This window comes from Oricola cellulosilytica, assembly GCF_019966575.1.
Classification (GTDB): Bacteria; Pseudomonadota; Alphaproteobacteria; order Rhizobiales; family Rhizobiaceae; genus Oricola; species Oricola cellulosilytica.
On sequence record NZ_JAINFK010000001.1, the window covers coordinates 539,051 to 564,816 of the forward strand.

Annotated in this window: 26 protein-coding genes and 1 tRNA gene; 14 read left to right on the forward strand and 13 right to left on the reverse strand. The window is 62.4% G+C overall.

What is annotated here, in order from left to right; translation table 11 throughout:
- Positions 1–13: 13 nt before the first annotated feature.
- From rpsA to aroA, 3 genes are all read right to left on the reverse strand, one after another.
- On the reverse strand, positions 14–1,714 hold the full coding sequence (gene rpsA / locus LC298_RS02490; RefSeq protein ID WP_131564971.1) for a 30S ribosomal protein S1: 1,701 nt from the start codon (positions 1,712–1,714) through the stop codon (positions 14–16).
- Positions 1,715–1,853: 139 nt separating this feature from the next.
- Complete coding sequence (cmk, locus tag LC298_RS02495; protein WP_131564970.1) at positions 1,854–2,489, reverse strand: (d)CMP kinase; 636 nt, start codon at positions 2,487–2,489, stop codon at positions 1,854–1,856.
- A complete protein-coding gene (gene aroA / locus LC298_RS02500; RefSeq protein WP_131564968.1) occupies positions 2,486–3,844 on the reverse strand; it encodes a 3-phosphoshikimate 1-carboxyvinyltransferase in 1,359 nt (452 codons plus the stop codon). The genes cmk and aroA overlap by 4 nt, the downstream gene beginning before the upstream one ends.
- 265 nt (positions 3,845–4,109) lie before the next feature.
- On the opposite strand from aroA, the gene LC298_RS02505 reads away from it, so the two are divergent.
- Both LC298_RS02505 and LC298_RS02510 read left to right on the forward strand, forming a co-directional pair.
- A complete protein-coding gene (locus LC298_RS02505; protein ID WP_131564966.1) occupies positions 4,110–4,565 on the forward strand; it encodes a TIGR02300 family protein in 456 nt (151 codons plus the stop codon).
- An 88-nt stretch (positions 4,566–4,653) separates the two neighbouring features.
- Positions 4,654–4,729, forward strand: a tRNA-Ala gene (locus tag LC298_RS02510).
- A gap of 35 nt (positions 4,730–4,764) precedes the next feature.
- Here LC298_RS02510 and LC298_RS02515 read toward each other — a convergent pair.
- From LC298_RS02515 to LC298_RS02530, 4 genes are all read right to left on the reverse strand, one after another.
- Positions 4,765–5,214, reverse strand: a complete 450-nt coding sequence (locus LC298_RS02515; RefSeq protein ID WP_131564964.1) for a cupredoxin domain-containing protein — start codon at positions 5,212–5,214, stop codon at positions 4,765–4,767.
- Between the two features lie 343 nt (positions 5,215–5,557).
- Entirely contained in the window at positions 5,558–6,124 is a 567-nt protein-coding gene (locus tag LC298_RS02520) for a methyl-accepting chemotaxis protein (protein WP_131564963.1), read from the reverse strand.
- 4 nt (positions 6,125–6,128) lie between these two features.
- Positions 6,129–7,277: a surface lipoprotein assembly modifier gene (locus LC298_RS02525; protein WP_158284666.1), complete on the reverse strand. Its 1,149-nt coding sequence runs from the start codon at positions 7,275–7,277 to the stop codon at positions 6,129–6,131.
- Between the two features lie 217 nt (positions 7,278–7,494).
- Complete coding sequence (locus tag LC298_RS02530) at positions 7,495–8,535, reverse strand: transferrin-binding protein-like solute binding protein (RefSeq protein ID WP_131564959.1); 1,041 nt, start codon at positions 8,533–8,535, stop codon at positions 7,495–7,497.
- A 642-nt stretch (positions 8,536–9,177) separates the two neighbouring features.
- Here LC298_RS02530 and LC298_RS02535 point away from each other — a divergent pair.
- The 12 genes from LC298_RS02535 (at position 9,178) to LC298_RS02590 (ending at position 22,426) form a co-directional block, all read left to right on the forward strand.
- The gene (locus LC298_RS02535; protein ID WP_131564957.1) at positions 9,178–9,531 is read left to right on the forward strand and encodes a hypothetical protein; all 354 of its coding nucleotides are present in this window, start codon (positions 9,178–9,180) and stop codon (positions 9,529–9,531) included.
- A gap of 171 nt (positions 9,532–9,702) precedes the next feature.
- Complete coding sequence (locus LC298_RS02540; RefSeq protein ID WP_158284665.1) at positions 9,703–11,274, forward strand: AMP-binding protein; 1,572 nt, start codon at positions 9,703–9,705, stop codon at positions 11,272–11,274.
- A complete protein-coding gene (locus LC298_RS02545; RefSeq protein WP_131564952.1) occupies positions 11,271–12,761 on the forward strand; it encodes a hypothetical protein in 1,491 nt (496 codons plus the stop codon). Before LC298_RS02540 ends, LC298_RS02545 begins: the two co-directional genes overlap by 4 nt.
- Positions 12,758–13,009 carry a phosphopantetheine-binding protein gene (locus LC298_RS02550; protein WP_131564951.1) on the forward strand — a complete coding sequence of 84 codons (252 nt, stop codon included), beginning with the start codon at positions 12,758–12,760 and terminating at the stop codon, positions 13,007–13,009. The genes LC298_RS02545 and LC298_RS02550 overlap by 4 nt, the downstream gene beginning before the upstream one ends.
- A gap of 21 nt (positions 13,010–13,030) precedes the next feature.
- Positions 13,031–14,089, forward strand: a complete 1,059-nt coding sequence (locus LC298_RS02555) for a hypothetical protein (protein ID WP_131564949.1) — start codon at positions 13,031–13,033, stop codon at positions 14,087–14,089.
- Between the two features lie 153 nt (positions 14,090–14,242).
- Positions 14,243–15,283: a BMP family protein gene (locus tag LC298_RS02560; protein WP_131564947.1), complete on the forward strand. Its 1,041-nt coding sequence runs from the start codon at positions 14,243–14,245 to the stop codon at positions 15,281–15,283.
- Positions 15,280–16,830 carry an ABC transporter ATP-binding protein gene (locus LC298_RS02565; protein ID WP_131564946.1) on the forward strand — a complete coding sequence of 517 codons (1,551 nt, stop codon included), beginning with the start codon at positions 15,280–15,282 and terminating at the stop codon, positions 16,828–16,830. Before LC298_RS02560 ends, LC298_RS02565 begins: the two co-directional genes overlap by 4 nt.
- Positions 16,820–17,869: an ABC transporter permease gene (locus LC298_RS02570; protein ID WP_131564944.1), complete on the forward strand. Its 1,050-nt coding sequence runs from the start codon at positions 16,820–16,822 to the stop codon at positions 17,867–17,869. The genes LC298_RS02565 and LC298_RS02570 overlap by 11 nt, the downstream gene beginning before the upstream one ends.
- A gap of 2 nt (positions 17,870–17,871) precedes the next feature.
- The gene (locus tag LC298_RS02575) at positions 17,872–18,813 is read left to right on the forward strand and encodes an ABC transporter permease (RefSeq protein ID WP_131564942.1); all 942 of its coding nucleotides are present in this window, start codon (positions 17,872–17,874) and stop codon (positions 18,811–18,813) included.
- Positions 18,810–20,096, forward strand: coding sequence for an amidohydrolase family protein (locus LC298_RS02580; RefSeq protein ID WP_131564940.1), 1,287 nt, complete (start codon positions 18,810–18,812; stop codon positions 20,094–20,096). The genes LC298_RS02575 and LC298_RS02580 overlap by 4 nt, the downstream gene beginning before the upstream one ends.
- Positions 20,097–20,196: 100 nt before the next feature.
- Entirely contained in the window at positions 20,197–21,258 is a 1,062-nt protein-coding gene (locus tag LC298_RS02585) for a sugar phosphate isomerase/epimerase family protein (RefSeq protein ID WP_131564939.1), read from the forward strand.
- Between the two features lie 13 nt (positions 21,259–21,271).
- Positions 21,272–22,426 (forward strand): Gfo/Idh/MocA family protein, encoded by a 1,155-nt coding sequence (locus tag LC298_RS02590; protein ID WP_131564937.1) that lies wholly within the window; start codon positions 21,272–21,274, stop codon positions 22,424–22,426.
- Positions 22,427–22,441: 15 nt separating this feature from the next.
- Here LC298_RS02590 and LC298_RS02595 read toward each other — a convergent pair whose 3' ends face one another.
- The 6 genes from LC298_RS02595 to LC298_RS02620 are packed head-to-tail and all read right to left on the reverse strand — an operon-like array spanning position 22,442 to position 25,764.
- A complete protein-coding gene (locus LC298_RS02595) occupies positions 22,442–22,777 on the reverse strand; it encodes a hypothetical protein (protein ID WP_131564935.1) in 336 nt (111 codons plus the stop codon).
- Positions 22,761–23,297: a chemotaxis protein CheD gene (locus LC298_RS02600; RefSeq protein ID WP_131564933.1), complete on the reverse strand. Its 537-nt coding sequence runs from the start codon at positions 23,295–23,297 to the stop codon at positions 22,761–22,763. Before LC298_RS02600 ends, LC298_RS02595 begins: the two co-directional genes overlap by 17 nt.
- The gene (locus LC298_RS02605) at positions 23,294–23,683 is read right to left on the reverse strand and encodes a response regulator (protein ID WP_131564931.1); all 390 of its coding nucleotides are present in this window, start codon (positions 23,681–23,683) and stop codon (positions 23,294–23,296) included. Before LC298_RS02605 ends, LC298_RS02600 begins: the two co-directional genes overlap by 4 nt.
- Complete coding sequence (locus LC298_RS02610; RefSeq protein ID WP_131564930.1) at positions 23,670–24,716, reverse strand: protein-glutamate methylesterase/protein-glutamine glutaminase; 1,047 nt, start codon at positions 24,714–24,716, stop codon at positions 23,670–23,672. The genes LC298_RS02605 and LC298_RS02610 overlap by 14 nt, the downstream gene beginning before the upstream one ends.
- A complete protein-coding gene (locus LC298_RS02615; RefSeq protein WP_131564928.1) occupies positions 24,713–25,591 on the reverse strand; it encodes a CheR family methyltransferase in 879 nt (292 codons plus the stop codon). The genes LC298_RS02610 and LC298_RS02615 overlap by 4 nt, the downstream gene beginning before the upstream one ends.
- Positions 25,588–25,764: a hypothetical protein gene (locus LC298_RS02620; protein WP_158284664.1), complete on the reverse strand. Its 177-nt coding sequence runs from the start codon at positions 25,762–25,764 to the stop codon at positions 25,588–25,590. Before LC298_RS02620 ends, LC298_RS02615 begins: the two co-directional genes overlap by 4 nt.
- Positions 25,765–25,766: the final 2 nt, after the last annotated feature.

The following is a 25,766-nucleotide window of genomic DNA, read 5'->3' on the forward strand; positions in this document are numbered from 1 at the left end:
CAGTCGAGGGCGGTTATTCGCCGTCGCGGTTCTTCAGGGCCGCGCCCAGAATATCGCCCAGCGAAGCGCCGGCGTCGGTGGAACCGAACTGCGCGACGGCTTCCTTTTCCTCGGCGATTTCCAGCGCCTTGATCGAGACGGTAATGCGGCGCGTCTTCTTGTCGAAGGAGATCACGCGGGCATCGACCTTCTGGCCGACCGAGAAACGCTCGGGACGCTGCTCGTCGCGATCACGCGACAGGTCGGAGCGCTTGATGAATGTCTCAACGTCGTGGTCGACGAGCTTCACTTCGAGACCCCCATCGGTAACGCCGGTCACTTCCGCCGTCACGACGCTGCCCTTGCGCAGTTCGCCGGAGCTGGCAGCCTCGCCGACCGCGTCGCGGCCGAGCTGCTTGATGCCGAGCGAGATGCGCTCCTTCTCGACGTCCACGTCAAGAACGACGGCCTTGACCACCTCGCCCTTTTCGTAGTTCTCGATCGCCTGCTCACCGGGCATGTTCCAGTCGAGATCCGACAGGTGAACCATGCCGTCGACATCGCCTTCGAGGCCGATGAACAGACCGAACTCGGTCTTGTTCTTGACCTCGCCCTCGACGATCGCGCCGGAGGGATGGTTCTGCGCGAAGGCTTCCCACGGATTTTCCAGCGTCTGCTTGAGGCCGAGCGAGATGCGGCGCTTCTGCGGATCGACTTCGAGAACGACGACCTCGACTTCCTGCGTCGTGGACAGGATCTTGCCGGGGTGAACGTTCTTCTTCGTCCATGACATTTCGGAAACGTGGATCAGGCCCTCGATGCCCGGCTCGATCTCCACGAACGCACCGTAGTCGGTGATGTTCGTAACCGTGCCGGTGATCTTCTTGCCGACCGGGTAGTTCGTGCCGATGCCGTCCCAAGGGTCGGCCTGAAGCTGCTTCATGCCGAGCGAGATGCGGTGGGTTTCCTGGTTGATGCGAATGATCTGGACCTTGACGGTCTGGCCGATCTGCAGGATTTCCGACGGATGATTGACGCGGCGCCATGCCATGTCTGTGACATGCAGAAGGCCGTCGATGCCGCCGAGATCGACGAACGCACCGTAATCGGTGATGTTCTTGACCACACCCTCGACCGTCTGACCCTCTTCGAGGTTCTGAACGATTTCCGAACGCTGCTCGGCACGGCTCTCCTCGAGAACGGTGCGGCGCGAGACCACGATGTTGCCGCGGCGCTTGTCCATCTTGAGGATTTCGAAAGGCTGCGGATTGTGCATCAGCGGCGTGACGTCGCGCACCGGACGGATATCGACCTGCGAACGCGGCAGGAAGGCCACGGCGCCGTCGAGATCGACTGTGAAGCCGCCCTTGACCTGGTTGAAAATCACGCCCTCGACGCGTTCGCCGGCCTCGAACTTCGCCTCCAGCTTGACCCAGCTCTCTTCGCGGCGCGCCTTGTCGCGCGAGAGAACGGCTTCGCCGAGTGCGTTTTCGATCCGTTCGACATAGACCTCAACGGTGTCGCCGACCTTCAGCGTACCGTCCTTGGCCTTGGCGCCGAATTCCTTCAGCGCGATGCGGCCTTCGACCTTGAGGCCGACATCGACGATTGCCATGTCTTTTTCGATGGCGGTGATGGTGCCCCTGACGACCGAACCTTCGCTGGTGTCGCGGTCCTCAAAAGATTGCTCGAGGAGGCTTTGGAAGTCCTCCCGGCTGGGATTCATTTCTGACATTGATACTCCTGGCGTGTCCGGAATGTTTTCCTTCGGACACAAGCGCCGGCGGGTTGGTGTTTCGTTGCTCCAAACGGCAATCCGGCCCATCTTTTGCGTGCGGGCCAAATCCGGCGCGGGGATCGCTGTTCGGAAGCTGCTAGTCGTTGTCCAGGGCGGCGTCGATATATTCGCGTGCCGCCCGGAACGCGGCTTCTATAGTCATTTCCGATGTATCGATCAAGTGCGCGCCGTCCGCCGGCTTGAGGGGCGAGTCGGCGCGGCCCATGTCGCGCTCGTCGCGCTTGAGGATATCGGCGAGAATCGCCTCTTCATCGGCCTCGCCTCCGTTCGACAGTATCTCGTGATAGCGGCGCCGCGCCCGCACTTCCGGCGAGGCGGTCACGTAGAGCTTTACCGGCGCATCCGGGCAGACGACGGTGCCGATGTCGCGCCCGTCCAGCACCGCCCCGCGCGATTGCGCTGCGAAATCGCGCTGCCGCGCGACAAGCGCACTCCGGACGCCGGGCATAACCGCCACCTTCGATGCCGCCTCGCCGATCTCGTGGGCGGCCAGCACGTCTCGGCGCATATCCGAAATATCAAAGGTCCGCGCAGCGTCGATCGCGGCCTCTTCATCGTCGAGCGGCTGCCCCGCGTCGATCAGCGCCTTGGCCACGGCGCGGTAGGTCAGGCCCGTGTCGAGATGGCGATAGCCGTAATGGGACGCGATCCGACGTGACAGCGTACCCTTCCCCGATGCCGCCGGACCGTCGATGGCAATCGTCAGGCTCATTCTGCCGCCTCGATCTCCGCGCCCAGCCCCGCCATCAATTCCATGAATTCCGGGAAACTGGTGGCGATGATGGCAGCATCGTCAACCTTCGTTCCGTGTTCCGCAGCAAGCCCCATCACGAGAAAACTCATGGCGATGCGATGATCGAGATGGGTTGCCACGACCGCCTCCCGTGACGCAGCGCCCAACCCCTTGCCGCCCGGTTTGCCCCGGACCGACAGCCAGTCCTCGCCCTCGGAGCAATCGACCCCGTTTATCTCGAGTCCGCGCGCCACGGCGGCCAGCCGGTCACTCTCCTTGACCCGCAATTCATCGAGGCCCGGCATCATGGTCTCGCCCTCGGCGAAGCTCGCTGCCACCGCGAGCACGGGATATTCGTCGATCATCGCAGGTGCGCGGTCCGCGGGAACGGTCACGCCCTTCAAGTCCGACGCCCGCACGCGCAGATCGGCGACATCCTCGCCGCCGGCCTGTCGTTCGTTCGTGATCTCGATCGACCCGCCCATCTCGAGCAACGTCGTAATCAGGCCGGAGCGCGTGGGGTTCATCAGTACGTTCTCAATGGTGACGTCAGAGCCAGGCACGATCAGCGCGGCGACCAGCGGAAATGCGGTCGAGGACGGATCGCCGGGTACGGCGATGGTCTGGCCCGACAACCTGCCCTGGCCCTCGATGCGGATGTGGCGCACGCCATCGCCATCCGTCTCGACCTCGAGTTCGGCGCCAAACCCGGCAAGCATCTTTTCGGTGTGGTCGCGCGTCATCACCGGCTCGATCACCGTGGTCACCCCCGGCGTGTTCAGGCCGGCCAGGAGCACCGCCGATTTCACCTGCGCCGACGGCATCGGCACGCGATAGCTGATCGGATTGGCCGTCCGCGGTCCGCGAAGCGTCAGCGGCAGCCGGTCTCCTTCGGCTGCGCCAACCTGCACGCCCATTAGCCGCAGCGGATCGAGCACCCGGCCCATCGGGCGCTTGACCAGCGAGGCGTCGCCAGTGAAGCGCGTCTCCATGTCGTAGACGCCTGTCAGTCCCATGGTCAGGCGCACGCCGGTCCCGGCATTACCGAAATCGAGTTCGCGTTCTGGCTCGAGAAGGCACCCGTTGCCGGTACCATGGATGATCCATTCGCCTCCTGACTTGCGGATGACAGCGCCCATGGCCTTCATCGCCTCGCCGGTCGCGAGAATGTCCTCGCCCTCCAGAAGGCCGGAAATACGGGTCTCTCCCGAGGCGAGGCCGCCGAACAGGAAGGAGCGGTGGGAAATCGACTTGTCGCCTGGAATCCGGACCGAGCCGGAAAGGGCTGACGACGGACGCGCAGTGGCGGGCTTCAGCGAGGTGGAGTGGGACATGATGGAAAACTGGACAATGGATTGGTGTGAAACACGCGGCGGCCTAACACACACCTGCGGCAAAATCACCACACCTCGGCACTGCATTTGTGGCATTTTCATCATCCAGCCACGCAACCTCGCCGCTCGGCGAATTGGCCTTTGACAGGCTTTTTCTTTGTGGCTATGGACCGGCGACCAATTTTCAGGAAAAACGAGTGCCTGTCCGCCGCCGGTTTTCGCGGGGCGGGTGGATATCCACCGTATCAGAAACAAGGACGCGACCGTGGCGAAACCAGAACTTGGCACCAAGCGCATCTGCCCGGAGACAGGGCGGAAATTCTACGATCTGAACAAGGATCCGATCGTGTCGCCCTACACGGGCAATTCCTATCCGCTCTCCTTCTTCGAGGAGACCAAATCGGATGCGGTCGAGGAAAAGGAGGTCGAAGAGGCGGACGAGACCGCGGATGAGACCGAAGAAGCCGTGGAGGCGGACGGCGCCGAGGTCGTTTCGCTGGAAGATGCCGAGGACGACGAGGACGATACCGGCAAGAAGAAAAAGGCCGCGATGCCTGATCTCGGCGACAATGCCGACGACGAAGACGACGACGATCTGGGCGTCGATCTCGACGACGACGATGACGACGACGACACCTTCCTCGCGGATGACGATGACGATGAGGACGACGACGTCGCGGGAATCATCGATGTCGCCGGCGGGGACGACGACGAAAACTGACGAAATGCGCGCCGCGGGGACTTGATCTCCGCGCGGCGCAAATGTATCGAACCGCGATCCGCGCCACATACCTCGCGCGGTTACGGTCGGGGCCATAGCTCAGCTGGGAGAGCGCCTGCATGGCATGCAGGAGGTCAGCGGTTCGATCCCGCTTGGCTCCACCAACCAACCTCCACCATCATGGGTCGCCGGACGGTCCTTATTTGATCGTCGCCGACGCGCGCATACCGGCCTCGAGATGACCGGGAAGTTCGCAGGTGATTTCGGAGGCTTCCATCGTCTGAACCGGGACAATGTACCAGTCGACGGTCTTGCCCGGCCCGACCTCCACCTCGTTGATGTGCCCCTTGACCTCGGCGATCAGATTGCCGTCGGGATCGGTCGCCTCGATCTTGCGGGTGAAGACTCTTTCGCCCATCTCATTGAGTGCGACCTCATGCTTGATCTCGTCGACATTGACCAGGATCAGCCGGTAGGCCTTGCCGGTCTCGAATTCGAGCACGTCCGGCTTCATGTACATTCCATCATCGCTGCTGCCGAGCTCTATGGTGACGTCGACTACATTTTCGCGGCTCAGATCGCCTTCCGCCAGAGCCGGATTTGTTATCGCTACTGCAAGCAGCGGAACGGCGGCTATAAACGGTTTCATGATCGCTTCCCTTCTCTTTTACAGCGCACCGATGCTCTCGATGCACTGATCAGGATCGCGAAGAATTCCCGGCTTCGCCATGACATCGATCAATCGGGCCGGGCTTCTGCGCGATCAAGGGTGGAGCAAGACCTCGGATGGGCATCGGACGATCGGTCCTGCCAGGTCCAGCGCCGGCAACCACAGCCGCCGCGCCGGGCAATTCGGCCGAAACGGGTTACTGCACGATCAGCAGATGCAGCGAGGCCTGCGCATGGCGCCAAATTTCAACATTGCTGGTTTCTTGCAACAATCGTTTTCCGCCCATCCGGACAACGAGGCGCTTGTCGCGGAATCCGAGGGGTTACGCCGCTCTCTGTTCGTGAGATTGGACAGCGCCGTGACCACGGAATCGTGCAATCGCCCCATCGAGTTCCTCGATCTCCTCGACCAGCGCGTGGATAGCCGCGGTCGTCTCCTCGGCCATCGCCGCGTTCTGCTGAGTCACCCTGTCCATGTCGTGGACAGCGCCGTTCACCTCTCCGATTGAGGTCGATTGCTCACTCGACGCGGCTACCAGCGACGCCACGTTACCATTTATCGTTTCGACCTGCTTTCCTATCTCCTGAAGGGCCTCACCCGTTCTCGTGACGAGATCAACGCCCCGCCCAACGGACTGCGTGGATGTCCGGATGAGACGTTCGATTTCTTGGGTGGCGGTGGCAGAGCGTTGCGCCAGTTCGCGAACCTCCTGCGCCACCACCGCAAATCCTGCGCCTGCATCCCCTGCCCTGGCTGCTTCCACTCCGGCGTTGAGAGCGAGGAGATTGGTCTGAAACGCTTCGAGATCCGGTAAGGTCAGAGGCTCTTGGCATTTCCGAATTGTGCACTTTGAGTTTGGAAGTCCCTCAGGGCCGGCGTTCCCAGGCATCCCTTTAGAATTGCCTGTGCGCCCGCAGGACGAGGTCTGTGCTCGAGAAGCGATAAAGCGGGACGTTCGAGCCGTGTTTCACATAGCGCGCACCCACGTAGGGAATTGTGCCAAAGAGCTTAAGCCGTTCATGAGCGAAGCCGATTTGCAGGCTCGCCTCACGGTCCTTTCTTGGCTCGGATATCAGCGGAAAGTCCGCATCGTAGAACTTCTCCTCCCAGGAGAACGAGAAATCGGCATACAGCCCGCTCTGCCACGTCCTTCCCAGCGTTGCACTTGCCCGCCCGCCCCTGAAGCTTAAGTGTCCAGCGCGCGTAGTCTCCCGCGTAAACCCAGCTCCGAGCGTGAGCACAGAAGAACCTGGCAGCTTTCGCTTCCATGCCATGTCGGCTTTGATCCGTGTTCCATCCAGATACGGCCTGTCACGGGAATCTTGCTTGACCGCTTCCGTCGTCACATCGAGGCGATCCGACGGCGAGAGAAACAGACTGGTTCCTGCTGCCATCCCCCATCGCCTGGCATAAGGACGTCCCCCCTGCCACTGAAGTTCCGAGACGGGGCCAACCCAGAAGTTGTTCGCTCCTCTGTAGACGACAAACCGAAGGCGCGGCGATAGCGTCAGAAGATCTGTTTCGGTCCCGTAGATCCCTCGCTCCACTCCCGCCGTGACCGACGCCATCAGTTCGTTGAGCTCCCCAGTCTGAAATCTTCTGAAGGCAGTCGCCGACGCTGTGGCGGTGATCCCGGCCCCTTGCTGGGCCTCAGGTGCGATCGCGAAAGGAAGGTCGTTCAGGTAGACGGTGTCCATCGCGGTTCCCTTCGTGACATTGGTAGAAGGGATGACGCCGCCAGCCATCGAGATGCCACCGTCGGGATGCATGCGTTGGTACATGGCGACCGCACGGCCGTACTCGGCTCGTATAACAGGGTCGTCTACGGCACCCATGTTGCGCCTGATCCAATAGATGGACTGTCTACTCTTGCCTTGTGCAAGAAGGGTGTTGATCAGAAGGTGTCGAATTCGCACGTCATGAACGCCAATGTCTTCTAGGCGTCGGGCCAGGGATTCAGCGTCTTTCGCGTTGCCGGAAGCGAGAAGCGCGTATCCGCGTACGTAGTCGGGCAGCCAACCGAGGCCCGTCTTCGCGGCCATGCGAGATGCCATTACCGCAGCCTCTGGAAAATTTTTCCGTCCGATGGAGCGATCGATCTCAGAGATACTCTGCGCGTGCGCGGAATAGATTGTGCAGGCGAAGACAAACAAGATCGGGATGCACGCCAGTAATCTCATCGAATACCCGGAAATTGGGGCGGACCGGACCAGCGGCCCGCCTCGGATTACATCTGGGTGGTCTGCATTTCACTGCAGATCAGGGTTGCTTGTACCCGGTAACTGCGCCGGTAATCACGTGGGAGGTACCTTCGCCGGCAATGACTGCGCCAACCTCGCCCGCTCCGGTTCCGTAGAACCGTCCCACTGCCACCGCCTCGGTATCGGCGCTGATTCCATCGGCCGCTAAACTCGTCTCCGCTGCAGCGTTGAGCGAAAGATCTGACGCGAAACCGTTCTGCACAATCGCCGCGGAATCCAGCAAGACCGACGCACCCTGGCCCGAGATGTCCGTCCGTGTTTCACTGAGCCCTCCGCTGCCATCGGTTATCCTACGACGCGCCTCGCTGAGATCGACCCGACCCGATACGGTTCCGGCCCCGAAGTCCGCTTCAAGAGTGCTGTCACCGCTGTAGACGCGCCGGTTTTCGTTGCCCGCCACGCTAAAGTCCACCTGCTTGTTGTAGGCGTCGATCCGACCGTAGCCCTTGTAAACAGCCGCCCCCGTTTTCGGCATGTCCGACGGGGCCGTTTCCAGCCCGACAAAACCGAAACCATTAGAGAACCCATCCGCATCGTCTGCCGTGACGGTTCCTTTGGAGTTGGTCCGCACTCCGAACCCGATGGGTACCATCGCGGAATCCGGGGCTGAAAGCGCGTCAGGGGTGGTACCGGCAACCAGAGCGAACAGGTACCCGATCGTGCGCGGTGTACCGCTCGAGTCGTTCATTTTCTGCTCGTAGAAACCGCCTGTCTGAAGATCGGTCGCGGTAAATGTCACTTCCTCGCCGGCATAACGGAGAATATAAGCGTCAGCGGTCTTTTCGATTTCGACTTTGGCAGGAGCCTTAAGGCTAACGATACTAGGGCCCCCGAATGCCTCGGCGGATGTGACTGCCCCGCCCTCAAGTTTGTCGCCCGGGTTCACGAGGTGCTTGGAAATCGCGTCCACCACCACAGAGGCGTAGGTAGCGTCATAAGCACTTGCATAAGGCGCGAGCGCGGGTGTGGAAGTGGTGCCGCATCCGGCTAGTCCCGTACCTGCTGCCAGAAGGCAAACTAACGTGTTCCAGTATTTCATGAGCGTTCTCCGACGTATGGTTTTTTCAACTACCGACCGGATCACTAGTAGTCGCGCCTGAGAGCCCCCGCATGACCCATTTGTACTATGGGAAACTTGGCGCACCGATCTCCGAGATCGACCAAGGAGATTGGGGCCGTGCAGTATTTTTTCGCGACTTCGGCCTGCCGCGGAACGGGTTTTTCATTTGCCGGTACGAGCTATAGCCTCTTTGGATCATGCAACATCGCCCGTATGGGCCCATCATAGACGCCGATTCTCGACAAAACTCCTTGGGTTTTGCGGAAGGATACATCGATCCACGTCCAGCCTTTGCTCGAGGTCCCTCGCGCCTCCTGAATCGGTTCTGATTATGCCAAGGCAGTTAGGAAGTCAGATGCGCATTCGATTGGGCCCGAGGGCTATAAACCGCACAGGGGTGGGGGTGACCATCAGGACCGGCGTTGTTCCTTCCATGTGTGCGGGGAAAGTAAACCGCGTTGCAGCGGGCCGCCACAATCACCGACAAGGAAACCGGAATGATGTCAGGCCAAGCACCCAATATATCCGGACAGGGTGTGACACAGTGGGAATCTGCATCTGACGATTACCGCAGCACATGTGTTCGGTTCCAAGATGAGAGGCCCCGGACAGGAGACCATCGTGACACAGGACCAGAGAAACTTTCTTAGCATGGCTCGGTTGTATCAGTACGGCAATATTATGCGCACAACGATCTTTGCATATATTGCTTTGGCCGCGATCATGGAACTTGGCCCAAGCGGTTATTCGGCTCCGCTGACTGTGCTGGTAGTCGCGGTAGCTGCTTACGGAATCCTCGGGGGCGGGGCCGCGCTCGATGACGTCAGCAATCTACGGGATGCCATGGACGAAGACATGGCCGCCACAAGCTTCGGAAAGGCCGTGAAATCCAGAAATATGCGGGCCCTGAAGATGACTTCTACGGCGGTGCTGGCGCTAATCGGCATCGCCGAGCTCTATGCACTGTTCGCTTAGGTAAAGGCACACCGCGTTCAACGAAGTGCGCTTGGCTAAATTCTCTAGAACATTTACTATTCATCGCCGACTTAATTTAACTTATATCGATTAAGGTAAACAACTACTTTCCCTTCTCGCTTCAGGACCTCTTTGTTACTGCATAGTCAGCAGATGCAGCGAGGCCTGCGCATGACGGCGAATTTCAACATTGCTAGCTCCTTGCAAGAATCGTTTTCCGCCCATCCGGATAACGAGGCGCTTGTCGCCGGAGCCGAGCGGTACACCTACCGGACATTGCGCGAAAACGTGCGCCGCCTCGCCGGGGCGATCCGACCCTGCCTCACCCATGGCCGGGTAGGCATAGCCGCATCGCGCAGCGCCGAAGCGTGCATCGGGATCCTCGCTACCGCCTGGGCGGGCGGAACCTATGTCCCCATCAACCTGAAATCCCCGGAAGCACGCCTGATCGAGCTGTTCGAGAGGCTCGAACTGGACGCCTTGATCGTCGACTGGGCCGGCGAGAAACTGCTGACGCCCGAGGTGGAGAAGGCGGCTCCGGGTAAGATCTTCCGGCGGGGTGCCGATCGGGGCGCGTTTCGGACGCTGGAGGCCGAGATCGATGCGCCCCATGAGAATGATGCCGACGGGCCCGCGCATGTCGGTCCGGATCATCTCGCCTATATCGAATTCACGTCGGGAACCACGGGCAAGCCAAAGGGCGTCATGGTCCCCACCGGAGCGGTTGAGAGTTATCTCGATGCGATGACAGCGTGGTACGATTTCGGACCGGACGACCGCGCTGCGGAAACCTGCGACATCACATTCGACCTCTCCGTGCACAACATGCTGACAACATGGAAGGCCGGTGCGACCCTGCATGTCTTGCGGCCGCTCGACATGGTGGTGCCGGCCCGCTTCATACGGGCCCACGGGATCACCACCTGGCTCTCGGTGCCTTCCGTGGTGACAATGGCCCGCAAGACCGGCGGGCTCGCGCCGGACAGCCTGCCGTCGCTGAGGATTTCGCTGTTCTGCGGAGAACCGCTTCCCGTCGAGACCGCCGAAGCATGGAGCCGGGCCGCGCCCAACAGCATCGTCGACAACATCTACGGCCCTACGGAAGCGACCATCGCCTGCCTGCGCCAGCCATGGACGGAGGGCGGCCTCTCGACCCGCGAACGGGGGATCGTCGCAATCGGCCGACCTTATCCCGGCATGGAAGCGCGGATCGTCGATGCCGGCGGCCGAACCGTCGCCGACGGAGAGCGCGGCGAAATCGCGCTCGCCGGCGCACAACTTGCGCGTGGATATTTCGGGCAACCGGAACTGACCGCTGAACGTTTCCCGGTCATCGACGACAAGCGGTGGTACCTCACCGGAGACCGGGGCTATCGGGACGCCGACGGCGTGTTCCACCATCTCGGGCGCCTCGACAACCAGATCAAGCTGCATGGCCACCGTATCGAACTGGAGGAAATCGACATGGGACTGCGGGACGCGGCCGAAACGGACACGGCCGCCGCCGTCGCATGGCCTATGGCGAACGGCACGGCAGAGGGTGTCGTCGGGTTTTATGTGCCCGGTGAAAGAAACGGTGACCGGATTCGCGAGAGCCTGCGCAAGATTCTGCCGCCCCACATGGTGCCGGGACGCATCCAATCCATTGACGCGATGCCCCTCAACGCCAACGGCAAGATCGACCGGAATGCGCTGACTGCCCTGCTCCAGCAGGAAAACAGCGGATCGGCGGCAGCATCATGACCTCGGTCGACACAGCGCGTCCGCAAGCTTCCGTCACGCTCAATCCACTCCGGTGGCGGCGCAAATGGCTCGACATGGACCGCAACGAGGCGGTGTTGCGATGGGCCCAGACGGGCTGGGGGCAGACGATCCTGCACGTCGCGTTTCTAGGCGTTCTGTTCCTGCTTCCGGCGGTGCGCACCAAGCATTTCGTGCTGATCGCCATCGCACTGGTCCTGTCTGCAGTCCTCCCCGCCCGGCGGATGGCCGTTCTGACTGCCGTTGGCGCGGTCTATTTCCTGCTCAGGCCGCTGAAACACGAGGAGCATTATCTCGTCTTCGACGAGCTCTGGACTTCCTACGGAACTTCCGCTCCGACCCAGATCGGTTTCGTCCTCTTTGGGCTTGTCTTCATCGCTTTTGCTGCCGCGATGATCAGAAACCAGGTGACCCGGAAAGCGGGTTTCATCGCACGGCGGCCGATCCAGTTCATGCTCTTCCTTTGTGTCGGTCTGTCGGCGGCAACCATCGCCCTTCCCGACACTCACCCGCTCTTTCCTCCCGCGTGGATATTTCTCGCCTATCTGACGGGGAGCTTCTTTTTCCTCGGTTACATTCTGCTCGACAGCCGTTCCAAGTTGGCCCTCCCGATCGGTCAGCAACTCGGCTTTCTGCGCCCCGTCTGGGCAGCCACCTCTGTTCCGTTCAAGGGGCCGGCCTACTTCCGGAAGTTCGAAGCCGGGAACGCGGACGAACTGGCAATCTCCCGGTTGAAAGCGCTCAAGCTGGTTGTCTGGGCGACCATTCTCTACTGGGCGTGGGACATCGTCTTCAATCGCATCCTGTACGGCGGGCTCGAGTTCCCGCAGCTCGATGACGCAATCGCCGCCACGGCGGCCGGAGCGGACCAGGCCGTGGCCGTCCGCTGGGCGATCGTGGGCGCGGCCTTCCTGGCGCAGATCATTGTCTTCGGGGCGTATATTCACGCCTTCGTCGCGGTCATAAGAATGGCCGGGTTCAAGGTTCCGCGCGGCATGGCGAAGCCTCTCGCCTCCCGGACGATTTCCGAGTTCTGGGGCCGGTATCTGTTCTACTTCAAGGAACTTCTCGCAGATTTCTTCTTCTATCCGGCGTTCCAGCGATACTTCAAACGCTTTCCGCGCCTGCGCATCGCGTTCGCGACCTTCGCGGCTGCCTTCGTCGGAAACATTCTGTTCGACGTAATCAGCAACTCGCCCTATTTCGCGACCCGCGGTTTCCTGTCGATGATCGAGGATTTGTCTTCCTACATCATTTACGCCGCCGTTCTGACGGTGGGTCTGATCTGGTCGCAGATCGCTCAAAAAAGACCGAAGCCGGAGGACGGCTGGTGGCGCTACGACGTGCTGCCGCGCGTCCAGGTCATCGTCTTTTACGCTCTCCTTCAGGTCTTTGACGACACCAGCGGCGTCGTGCCCGCCGGTGAACGCATCACTTTCTTCTTCAGCCTCTTCGGAGTGACCCCATGACCTCGATGAACATCCAATCCGTGCGGGAAACCATCGCTGACCTGTTGGCCGAACGCGGGCAGGGGACCGAGTTCAGGGACGATGAATCGCTGTTCGACAGCGGCCGTCTCGACTCCATTGCGGCCGTCAACGTCTTGCTTGCTCTTGAAACGGAGTTCGGCGTGGATCTCAGCGATCCGGATTTCGACGTGTCACGCATCGATTCCCTCGATGAAATCAAGGCGCTTCTCGGCGCGACGACATCGTGACCGCAACGCGGGAGATTGCACATGTTCGTGGATAGTTACAGCCCGGATACCAAACTGCCTCTGCGGGTATGGCTGCTCGCTACGGCCGCTGCCTGCGTCATTGCCTCGCTGATAATCGACCTGACGCTGTTCGACCGGACATTTCTTTACGAATCCCCGCCAGACTGGGAGGTCAGCGGTCTCATCCGCCTGACGCTAAGCCTGATCGCCGGTATCGCCTTTGCCTACGCCGTCATGCCGGCGGAGGCTCCGGGCTACGGGGCGCGCCGGAACCTCGGAATGCAGCCAATCGCCTTCTGGGCGATCTGCCTCTTCACCTACGGAGTCCATATTTGGGCGGCGACCGTGCTGATCGTTGCCCCGGCCGCGCTCACGGCGGCTGTCACCGAACTAGGATCGATCGCGCTCCTCCAGGAAGGCGCGATCGCGCTGGCTGCTGCTCTCCTTTTGCTGACGGCGATCACTGGCGACGGGCTGCGCAGCCGCCGGGTTTTCGGGTTGCCGGCGCGGCTCCTCACACTTGGGATGACGCTCGCCGTTCTGATCCTCCTGCTTGAGGAGACGTCCTACGGACAGCATTATTTCGGGTGGGAAGCGCCGCCGGCCTTCGAGGGCAACCTCCAGCAGGAAACGAACCTGCATAATTTCTATACCATTCGCTTCGAGATGATCTATTACGGCGGGGCGTTCGCCGCCTTCATCGCGATGCCCCTGCTGCTCCCGAACCTGCCTGGCTTGCTTCGCGATCAGTTGGCCCGCTTCGTTCCTCCGGGCGGATTTGCGCTTCTCGCAATGCCTCTGGTCGGGGGAATGTACGCGTCCTGGAACATCATGCCGCAGCAGGTCATGTTCATCGCCGGCATTGCTGTCATGGTGCTCTTTCTCTCCCGTTCGCACGCGAACCGACTCCCGGTCCTCGCCGGCCTCGGCATCATTGCCGCCACACAGGTGCTTTACCTCGCGCAGGGGATCAATCAGGTCGAAAACTACGAAGTCGCCGAAATCCGGGAAGCCAGCATCTGTCTGGCGCTTCTGGGCTATGCGGTCTGGTTCTGGCAGCGCAATCGCACGGCGGACTGAACCCTCGCCATGCCGGAGTGGCGGAATGGCAATTGAAAGCCTCCGCCGTCAGTTGCACCTGCCATATTGCCACATCCTCCCGCCCGGTTTACCGTTCGATCAAAAATAACGGGCGGGATTCAAACCGGAAGGTCTTCAACAGGAGGGTGTGCGATGTCTCACGAGAAATTTTTCGGCAAGGGTCCGGCCATCGACAGACGGCGGCTGATCAAAACGGCTGCGGCAGGCGCGGGCCTGCTGGCGATGCCCGGCATCATCGGCAGGGCAAGCGCGCAGACGCCGCTGAAGGTGGCGGCGATCTATACGGTGCCGGTCGAGCAGCAGTGGGTCAGCCGCATCCACAAGGCCGCCAACGCCGCCGTCGAGCGCGGCGACATCGAATATGTGTTCTCCGAAAATACGTCGAACAACGACTATGAGCGCGTCATGCGCGAATACTCCGAGGCGGGTCACGACCTGATCATCGGTGAAGTCTTCGCCGTCGAAGATGCCGCCCGGCAGGTCGCGCGCGACTATCCGGAAAAAGCCTATCTGATGGGTTCGAGCTTCAAGCCGAAGGACGACACGCCGAACTTCGCCGTGTTCGACAACTACATTCAGGACGCGTCTTATCTTTCCGGCATCATTGCCGGGGCGATGACGGAATCGAAGAACATCGGAATGGTCGGCGGCTTCCCGATCCCGGAGGTGAACCGCCTGATGAATGCCTTCATGGCGGGCGTGCGCGAAGTCGCTCCATCGACCGAGTTTCAGGTGGCCTTCATCGGTTCCTGGTTCGACCCGCCGAAGGCCAAGGAAACCGCTTTCGCGCAGATCGATGCCGGCGCCGACATCATGTATGCGGAACGTTTCGGCGTGTCCGACGCCGCGCAGGAACGCGACGTGCTTGCCATCGGCAATGTCATCGACACGCAGGCCGACTATCCCGAAACAGTCGTCGCGTCGGCGCTCTGGCATTTCGAGCCGACGCTCGATACCGCCATCGCCCGGGTCAAGGCCGGCGAATTCAAGGCGGACGATTACGGCATTTACTCCTTCATGAAGGAGGGCGGCTGTTCGCTTGCGCCACTTGGCACCTTTGAAGGCAAGGTGCCCGAAGATGCCCTCAAGCTCGTGGCCGTCAAGGAAGAGAAGCTGAAAGACGGCTCCTGGGCCGTCGAGATTGACGATTCCGAGCCGAAATCGAGCGCATGACGCCATCATCGGGCGGAGAGGCGGAAACGGTTCTCCGCCTCTCCGGCATCACCAAACGGTTCGGTCCACTCACGGCAAATGACGCCATCTCGCTGGAACTGAAGCGCGGCGAGGTCGTCGCGCTGCTCGGCGAGAACGGTGCCGGCAAGACCACGCTGATGAACATCCTGTTCGGTCACTATGTCGCCGACGAGGGGTCCGTCGAGGCGTTCGGGAGGCCGTTACCGGCCGGAGAGCCGCGCGCGGCGCTGTCCGCCGGGATCGGCATGGTGCATCAGCATTTCACGCTTGCCGATCAGATGAGCGTGATCGAGAACATCGCGCTCGGCACCCAGCGCCTTTTTTCTCCGCGCTTCGACAAGGCCAAGGCAAGACAACGCATCGAGACGCTTTCGAGCGATTTCGGACTTGCCGTTCATCCGGACGCGCTGATCTCCGATCTATCCGTCGGCGAGAGGCAGCGCGTGGAAATTCTCAAGGCGCTCTACAGAGACGCCCGCATTCTCATTCTCGACGAACCGACCGCCGTGCTTACGCCGCTGGAGACAGACGCGCTGTTCGCGACACTGAAGAAGCTGGTCGCCTCGGGCCTTTCCATCATCTTCATTTCGCACAAGCTGCATGAAGTCATGGCCGTCAGCGACCGGATCGTGGTGCTGCGCTCCGGGCGGATTGCCGGAGAACGGCGGACCTCCGACACCACACGGCCGGAACTCGCGGCGCTGATGGTGGGAGGTGACATCGCAGCGCCGGCGGTGACAGAGCACGCGCCCGGCGGTACGATGCTCGAACTTGAAGACATCCATACTGCGGGCCGTGCGGGCGGCGCGCCGCTCGACGGCGTTTCGCTGAGTTTGCGCGCCGGCGAAATCACCGGTCTGGCCGGTGTGTCGGGCAACGGCCAGGCGGCGCTCGCCGCGTTGATCGCGGGGACGCTCAGGCCGGAACGCGGCGCGATGCGGATCGGCGGCGAAACCATCAACCGCTGGTCGGCGCGCGAAGCTCTTCGCCGCCACATCGGCCGTATCCCGGAGGACCGTCATGCGGTCGGCATGATCGGCGACATGAACGTGACCGAGAACGTGATCTCGGAACGCTACCGCACACGCCGGTTCAGCCGCAACGGATTTCTCGACTGGCGTTCCGCCGAAACCTTCGCGCGCGGGATCATCGACGACTACGACGTCAAATGTCCGTCACCGGACGCGCGCGTGCGTCTGCTTTCCGGGGGCAACATGCAGAAGCTGATCCTCGGCCGCGCCCTCGACGGCGATCCGCAAATCATCCTCGCCAACCAGCCGACGCGCGGCCTCGATGTCGGCGCGGTCGCCTATGTTCACTCGAAACTGCTGGAGGCGCGCAAACGCGGCGCGGCCATCCTGCTCATTTCCGAAGACCTCGACGAGGTGCTGGCGCTTTCCGACCGGCTGGTGGTGATCTCCAAGGGGCGGCTCTCGCCACCCTCGAAGCGCGGGGAACTGACCGTTCAACAGATCGGCGAACTGATGGCCGGCCACGGGCTGGAGGATCCGTCCCATGCGGCTTGAAGCAAAGCCGGCGCCGGGCCTCGCCGCCACGCTTGCCTACCCTCTGGGCGCGATCCTCGCGACATTGCTGATCGCGTCACTGCTGGTACTGATCGCCGGCGCGTCGCCCTTCAACGTCTTCTGGCTCGTCCTGAAAGGCGCGGCAGGCTCGCAATTCGCGCTGGTCGAGACGCTGACGCGCGCGACGCCGCTGATCTTCACCGGCCTTGCCGTCGCTGTCGCCTTCAGGGCCAAGCTCTGGAACATCGGCGCGGAGGCGCAACTCTATATCGGCGCGGTGATGACCGTGGTGCTAGGAACCGGAGCGGTCGCCGCGCCGTCGCTGGCCCTCATCCCGCTGATCATGATGTGCGCCATGCTGGCGGGCGCGCTGCTGCTGCTCGGGCCGGCGATCCTCAAGACCCGCTTCGGCGTCGACGAAGTCGTCACCACGCTGCTTCTGAACTTCATCGTCATCCTGTTCGTCTCGATGCTGCTGGAAGGTCCGCTCAAGGACCCGATGGGTCTCGGCTGGCCGCAATCGAAACGCGTCGTCGCCGAGGCGCAACTGCCGCGCCTGATCCAGGGCAAGCGGCTGCATTTCGGTTTCGTGATCGCCATTGTCAGTGCCGTGGCGACTTGGGTGATCCTGAAGAAAACCGTGTTCGGCTACGAGATGCGCGCCGTCGGCCACAATGCCGAAGCGGCGCGCTTCGCCGGCATCCCGGTCAACCGCGTGCTGATGAAGACCGCGCTTCTCTCCGGAGGCCTGGCCGCGCTGGCGGGGTTCTCCGAAGTCGCCGGGCTGAAGGGCAACCTGACGCTCGATCTGTCGCCCGGCTACGGCTACACCGGCATCGTCGTCGCCATGCTGGCGATGCTCAATCCGCTCGGGGTCATCGTCGCGGCGATCTTCGTCGCCGGCATTTTCGTCGGTGCCGACGCGATGAGCCGTTCGGCCGGCGTGCCGAGCTACATCGCCCAGGTGATGGTGGCGACCGCACTCCTCACCATGGTCACGGCGATCATGCTGTCGCGATTCCGGATCCGGTGGAGGTGATGATGGAAGCCTTCGAGATCCTCTGGCAGACGAGCTTCTGGGTGGCGGCGATCCGCATCGCCTCGCCGCTGATCTTCGCCACCATGGGCGAACTGATCTGCGAGCGCGCCGGCGTCCTCAATCTCGGCATCGAGGGGATCATGACGGCGGGCGCATTCGCCGGCTGGATCACCGTCTATGCCGGCGGGGACCTGTGGACCGGCGTTCTGGTTGCCGCGCTGACGGGTGCCGCCTTCGGCCTGCTCCACGGCGTCCTGACCGTGCCGCTCGGCCTCTCGCAGCATGTCACCGGCATCGGCATCACCCTGCTGGCGACCAGCCTCACCTATTTCACTTATCGGGTGGCATTGCCGGAGGTCACCTCGCCGCCGAAGATCGAGCCGTTCCAGCCATGGGCGATCCCCGGCCTCTCCGAGATCCCGCTGGTCGGACCGGCGCTGTTCAACCAGACGCCGCTCACCTATCTCGCCTATGTCGTCGTCGCCGTCGTCGCCTGGATGCTCTATCGCACGCCGGCGGGTATCGCGGTGCGCGCCGTCGGCGAAAACCCGGCGGCCGTCGAGGCGCAGGGGATCAGCGTGACCATGATCCGCATCGGCGCGGTGATGGCCGGATCGGCGCTGATGGCGATCGGCGGCGCCTTCCTGACGATGAGCGCCTTCAATTCGTTCTTTTTCGAGATGATCAACGGGCGCGGCTGGATCTGCATCGCGCTGGTCGTGTTCGGCTCCTGGCGGCCGGGAAAAGCGCTGGTCGGCGCGATCCTGTTCGCCGCCTTCGACGCCTATCAGGTGCGGCTGCAGCAGGTCACCGGCGGAGTGATCCCCTACCAGATCTTCCTGATGATGCCCTATGTGCTGTCGATCCTGGCGCTGATCGCGGTGGCGCGGCGCGCCACCTATCCGAAGGCGCTGATGGTGCCCTACCAGAAAGGCGAGCGATGAGCATCGACCTCCTCCTGAAACGTGGCGTCCTGCCGGACGGAACGACCGCCGACATCGCGATTTCGGGCGACCGGATCGCGGCGATCGAGCCGTCGATCGAAGCCGAAGCCGGCGAGACGATCGACATTTCCGGCAACCTCGTCTCGCCGCCCTTCATCGATCCGCATTTCCACATGGACGCGACGCTGTCCTACGGTCTGCCGCGCATCAACAGGTCGGGCACGCTGCTGGAAGGCATCGGTCTCTGGGGCGAACTGAAGCCGCTGCTCACCGAAGAAGCCGTCATCGATCGGGCGCTCCGCTATTGCGACTGGGCGGTCTCGATGGGGCTGCTCGCCATCCGCAGCCACGTCGATACCTCAGACGACCACGCCATGACCGGCGTGCGCGGGCTGCTCGCCGTGCGCGAGCAGGTAAGGCCCTATCTCGACCTGCAACTCGTCGCCTTCCCGCAGGACGGTTTCTACCGCGCCCCGAAGGCGCGCGAAAACACGCTCGCCGCGCTCGACATGGGTGTCGACATCGTCGGCGGCATCCCGCATTTCGAGCGCACCATGGCCGATGGCCGCGCCAGCGTCTCCGAGCTTTGCGAGATCGCCGCAAAGCGCGGCCTGATGGTCGACATGCATTGCGACGAGACCGACGATCCGATGTCGCGGCACATCGAGCAGCTCGCCTTCGAGGCGCAGCGGCTCGGCCTGCAGGGCCGCGTCGCCGGCTCGCACCTGACGTCGATGCATTCGATGGACAATTATTACGTCTCCAAGCTGCTGCCGCTGATGGCCGAAGCCAAGGTCGCGGCGATCCCCAACCCGCTGATCAACATCACCATCCAGGGGCGGCACGACACTTATCCGAAGCGGCGCGGGCTGACGCGGGTGCCCGAGATGCTGGACCATGGCATCAAGGTCGCCTGGGGCCAGGACTGCGTGCTCGACCCGTGGTACCCGCTCGGCACCGCCGACATGCTGGACGTCGCCTTCATGGGCCTGCACGTCGCGCAGATGACCAGCCCGGCCGCGATGCGCAAATGCTTCGACATGGTGACGACCGAAACCGCGAAGATCATGGGGCTGACCGATCTCGGCCTCGAAAAAGGCAAGCGCGCCAGCCTCGTGGTGCTCGACGCCGGCGATCCGGTCGAGGCGATCCGGCTGCGCCCGGACCGGCTGCTCGTCATGTCGCACGGGAAGATCGTATCGCGCCGCGCCCAGCAGACCAGCGCGCTGTCCCTGCCCGGCCGCCCGGCTGCCGTCAGCCGCCGGTTCGATCCGCCAAACTGATCGCTCCCGATTGACAGGCGCACCATTGCTTGTCTGAACTGCGGACGAGCGCAGGCGCGGGCAGTCACGCCACTGCCGGCGCGACAGGGAGGACAATCCGATGAGGACGATCAAGGGACCGGCGCTGTTTCTCGCCCAATTCGCGGGCGACGAGGCGCCCTTCAACTCTTGGGACGCGATCACCCGATGGGCCGCCGATTGCGGCTACAGGGGCGTCCAGGTGCCCAGCTGGGACGGCCGTTTCATCGATCTGGAGAAGGCGGCGTCATCGAAGGATTACTGCGACGAGTTCAAGGGCGTGGCCGCGAACAACGGCATCGAGGTGACGGAGCTTTCCACCCACCTTCAGGGCCAGCTCGTCGCCGTGCACCCGGCCTATGACGAGGCGTTCGACGGGTTTGCCGCCGAGAGCGTGCGCGGCGATCCGAAAGCCCGGCAGGAATGGGCGGTCGATCAAGTGAAGATGGCGCTGGAGGCGTCGAAACACCTCGGCCTCGGCGCGATGGCGAGTTTTTCCGGCGCGCTGGCCTGGCCTTATGTCTATCCGTGGCCGCAGCGTCCGGCGGGCCTGGTCGAGGCGGCTTTCGACGAACTGGCGAAGCGCTGGCGACCGATCCTCGACCACGCCGACGAATGCGGCGTCGACATCTGCTACGAGATCCACCCGGGGGAGGACCTGCATGACGGCGTCACCTTCGAGATGTTCCTTGAGCGGGTGAACGACCATGCCCGGTGCAACATGCTCTACGACCCATCGCACTACGTGCTGCAGCATCTCGATTATCTCGCCAATATCGACATCTATCACCGGCGCATCAAGATGTTCCACGTGAAGGATGCGGAACTGAACCCGACCGGACGGCAAGGGGTATATGGCGGGTTCCAGGGTTGGGTCGACCGCGCCGGGCGCTTCCGCTCGCTCGGCGACGGGCAGGTCGATTTCAAGGGGATCTTCTCCAAGCTCACGGCCTACGATTTCGACGGTTGGGCGGTGGTGGAGTGGGAATGCGCGCTGAAGCACCCGGAAGACGGTGCGCGCGAGGGCGCGCAGTTCGTCTCCGACCACATCATCCGGGTCACCGAAAAGGCGTTCGACGATTTCGCCGACAGCGGAACGGACGACGATGCGAACCGGCGGATGCTGGGTATCTCGCGGCGATAATGGGAGAAGCATCATGGCGCGCATCAGACTGGGCATGGTCGGTGGCGGACGAGACGCCTTCATCGGCGGAGTGCACCGGATCGCGGCCCGCATCGACGATCGGTTCGAACTCGTCGCCGGAGCGTTCTCCTCGACCCCGGAGAAAGCGAGGGCATCGGCCGCTGATCTCGGCGTGGCGCAGGACCGCGCCTACGGCGATTTCAAGGAGATGGCGAAGCGAGAGGCGCGCCTGAAGACCGGCATCGAGGCGGTCGCAGTCGTCACGCCCAATCACATGCACTATCCGGTGGCCCGAGAGTTCCTGAAGCGCGGCATACACGTGATCTGCGACAAGCCGCTTACCTCGACCCTCGCCGACGCAAAAAAGCTCGCCAAGGCTGCCGATTCAAGCAATGCCCTGTTCGTGCTCACCCACAACTATACCGGCTATCCGATGGTGCGGCAGGCCCGCGAAATGATCGCGAACGGCGATCTCGGGACGATCCGGCTCGTTCAGGTTGAGTATGCCCAGGACTGGCTTTCCGAAAAGCTGGAAGACACCGGCCAGAAACAGGCCGGATGGCGCACCGACCCGGCCAGATCGGGTGCAGGCGGATCGACCGGCGATATCGGCACCCATGCCTTCAACCTCGCCTCCTTCGTGACGGGGCTGAAACTCGACTCGCTCTGCGCCGATCTCGACGCCTTCGTCGAAGGACGCGAGCTCGACGACAACGGTCACGTGCTGATGCGCTACGAGGGCGGCGCCAAGGGCATGCTCTGGTGCAGCCAGGTTGCCCCCGGAAACGAGAACGCACTTCGGTTGCGGGTCTACGGATCCGAGGGAGGCCTGGAGTGGGCGCAGGAGGACCCGAACTATCTCTGGCACACGCGGCTCGGCGAGCCGAAACGGCTGCTTACCAGGGGCGGCGCGGGCGCGGGCAGTGCGGCCGCGCGCGCGACCCGCATTCCGGCCGGACATCCCGAAGGATATCTCGAAGGATTCGCGACTATCTACAGCGAGGCCGCGAGGGCGATCGAGGCGCGGCGCGAAGACACACCGGTCCCCGGCGATGTGGTCTTTCCCGACATCAAGGACGGCGTCGCCGGCGTCGCGTTCGTAACCGCTTGTGTGGACTCGTCGCGACGAGGCGGGGCGTGGGTCAGACTGGAGCGTTATGCGGGTTGAACCGCCGCGGGGAGGTCAACCGGTGCGGCGGAACGTATCAAGCGTGTGCTCGAGACCGACGTCGATGAGAATTTCTTCCAGGTCATGCAACGTGGTCGCCGCGTCGGACCCGAACGCGTTCTGCATGATTTTCGTCACTTCCATCAGACGCTGACGGCAGAAGTCGATTTTCTGCAGGGCCACCATCTGTTCGAACGTCATCTCGGCTCCGCCGATCGGCAGTTCCTCGATCTCGCCCGCAATCAGCGCAAGTTCGCCGACCAGCAGCCCCACCAGTTCCGCCTGATGAATCTCGATTTCCTTTTTCGCATCCACCGTGGGCTCGTTGCGGTTCTCAGAAGAAATCGACATCGCCGGCACTCTCCAGTTCGGTTTTGATACTCTTCGGCTCTACCTCAGGCACAGCCATGCCGATAAATTTCTGCCGCGCCTTGCCGGTGTAGGGTTCGAATTCGATACGGCGTCCCTGCAATCCGCCGAGGCTTGTCGTCACAAGCTCCAGTCCCTCGTTGCGGACAAAGTTGGTCGCGAATTCGGCATTCTTGCGCCCCGTGTCGCTGCGGGCGTCGAGCACCTGCGCACCGCCGAACAGCTTCACCTGGATGCGCTTGCGAAGCGCGCCCTTCTCGAACATCGCATTTAGAAGCTTTTCCATCAGGAATACGCCATACCGCCGTGACTGGTCGGACCCGCCGCGATCGGGATTCCCCGGCAGAAGAAAATGATTCATTCCGCCGACCCGCGCAACGGGATCGTAGACGCAGGCGGCGACGCACGACCCGAGGACCGTCGAGATGACTGCGCCCTCCTGGTCCGATACGGCGAAATCGCCTTGTACGATCGGTATCCGTTTTGCCAACGCTATGGTCAATTGAGTTTTCCCACGACCGATTCGATTGATTTCTTCAGGACGTCCGGCGTGAAAGGCTTGGAGATGACGTTGTTCACGCCAAGCTTTACCGCCGTCTGCACGACGTTGCTGTCCTTCCGTCCGGTCAGGATAATGAAGCCGGTCTTGCCGATCTTCGGATGCGCCCGCACGGCCTTCAGGAGCTGGAATCCGTCGACGTCCGGCATGTAGAGATCCGAGATTGCCAGATGCACGGGTTCGGCGACAAGTTTGCTGAAGGCTTCGCGCCCGTCCTTGGCAACACTGATGTGCTTGATCCCAAAGGCCTGCAACGCCTCGACCGTGACCATTCTGCTCGAAATGTGGTCGTCGATGACCATCATCCTCAATACGTTAAGCACTGACACTTTGTCTTACCTCCGTATGGCCGCTCAGCAGGACCGATGCGACTTCAGCTAACGGTAGAATGTGGTTTGCCGCCCCCAGCCGGCTCGCGGCGGCTGGCATTCCGTAAACGAGACTTGTCGCCCGGTCCTGGGCGATCGTGTGGGCGCCGGCATTCTTCAGAGCAAGAAGACCCTGAGCGCCGTCGCTCCCCATTCCGGTGAGCAGGGCGGCCGCGGAGCGCTTTCCGTAGACCTTCGCGACCGATTCGAACATCACGTCGACCGAGGGCATGTGGCCCGACCGCTGCTCGCCCGGCGTGACCCTGCAGACCGACTGGGACCGGTCCGAAACGGTCAGATGCCCGACGCTGCCCGGAGCGATATAGACATGCCCGCGCTGCAGTCTGGTCATGTCGGCCGCTTCGAGGACAGTCGGGGCGCACAGCCTGTCGAGCCGCTCGGCGAAGCTTTTGGTGAAATGCTCCGGCATATGCTGCGTGACGATCGTCGGCGGACAATTGGCCGGAAAGCCCGTAAGGACTTCCGTCAGCGCCTCGACGCCCCCGGTCGAGGCTCCGATCGCGACGATGCTGAGTCTGGGAGACACCGCCTGCGTGGACTGGGCCACCGGACGGGCCGGCGATTTGCCGCGTCCGCGGATCGCGTCCCTGGCGGCCGCTGCCGCCTTGACGTGCTCGCACATGTCGCGAAGCGCGGCCTCGTCATCCATGCGAGGTTTCGGCAGGCAGGAGAAAGCGCCCAGTTCCAGCGCGGCGATCGTGGCGTCGGCGCCCTTGCGGGTCCAGCTCGAGATCATCACGACCGGCATCGGACGCAGCCGCATCAGCCGCTCGAGGAAGTCGAGTCCGTTCATGCCGGGCATCTCGATGTCAAGCGTGATGACGTCGGGATCGAGGGCCTTGATCATCTTGCGGGCCGCATCCGGATTCTCGGCGGTGCCGACAACCGTGATACCCGGATCCGTCTCCAGCACGGCTGAGATCAGCTTCTGCATCGAGGGCGAATCGTCAACGACTATTGCACGCGCGGTCACTTGCGGCCTCCTGCCGGAATGTGGTGGTAGGTGGTCACTCCGACCTGCTCCAGATGTTGCAGCGCCGGCCCGCTGGCGCGTTCGGAATGGCCGATATAGAGATAGCCGTCCGGCTTCAGGACGGAACAAAAACGCGCAATTAGCTGCGCCTGCAGATCCGGTTCGAAATAGATCAGCACGTTGCGGCAGAAGATGATGTCGAATTTCTGCTTGAACGGCCACTCTGTAAGCAGGTTCAGGTACCGGAAGGCGATGAGTTCACTGATTTCCCTGCCTGCCTCGACGCCATTGGCGCTTCGAACGAAGAACTTGTCGTGCACGTTCTTCGGCATCTTCGAGGCCATCTCCGCGTTGTATCTGCCGGCCTTCGCCGAAGCGAGCGACTTGTGATCGATGTCGCTGGCAAGGATCTTGAAATTGCGCTTCGCGGCGTCCGGCATCGCTTCCAGAACGGTACAGGCGATCGTGTAGGGCTCACGCCCGTCCGAACACCCGGCAGACCAGATCCGGCCCGGCTCCCCGGCCGCCATCCGCTTGACCATGTCGGGCACGGCAACCGACCTCAGATGGTCGAAGTGGTGCGGCTCCCGGTAGAAATTGGTGACGTTGGTGGTGATCGCCGAGATCAGTTCGCTGCGCTCGGAGGCCCCTTCCGGTGACGCTACCAGATCGATGTAGGTGCCGAATCCCTCCAGTTGCAGCGCACGCAGTCGCTTGACGAGGCGCGAATAGACGAGATCGCGCTTCGCTTCCGTCAGATTGATGCCCGCCTCGGTCTTCACGAACTTCGCGATCGATGCGAAATCTTTGTCGGATAGCGTGTACTCGCGCCCGAGATCGTTGCGCTTCGGCGCTTGCTGAAGTGCCGTGCTCATGCTGCCCACCCCATCCGGCGAGAGATCGCGTCGGGGAATATCCCGTTGACCGGACGGCGATCCGTGGCGGACGACCCGGCGGCGGCCGGTGCGCAGGGCTGCCCGGGATCGCCGATATTGAAGGCTGTGACCTCAGGGCGCCGGAGCCGCGACAGATTTTTTCCTTCACTCATCG